The sequence below is a fragment of the Bacillus sp. mrc49 genome (genome assembly GCF_002803435.1).
Genome location: NZ_PHNG01000379.1, coordinates 1 through 322 on the forward strand (window position 1 = coordinate 1; position 322 = coordinate 322).

Here is a 322-nt window from a genome sequence, read left to right on the forward strand (position 1 = left end):
CTCGACAAGAATCAGGGATCAAGCTCCAATGTGACGCGTTTCAAGGAATAGGAAGCGGAACGCATGATCAGTTTTCCGACTTCGGTCGATCCAGTAAAGGCAATTTTGTTTACTTGAGGATGGTCGACAAGTGCTTGTCCGGCCGTTTCACCAAAACCAGGAACGATATTGACGACGCCATCCGGGAAACCGGCTTCCGCGATTAATTCAGCTAAATAAAGGGCGGATAGGGGAGTTTGCTCCGCTGGCTTCAAGATGACCGTACAGCCTGTCGCAAGTGCCGCCCCAAGCTTCCACATCGCCATGAGAAGCGGAAAGTTCC

At 51.6% G+C, this 322-nt stretch carries 1 pseudogene; it reads right to left on the minus strand.

Annotated elements, in window-relative coordinates:
- Positions 1 to 20 precede the first annotated feature (20 nt).
- Positions 21 to 322 (minus strand): annotated as a pseudogene (locus tag CVN76_RS02405) (aldehyde dehydrogenase family protein); the annotation flags it as partial.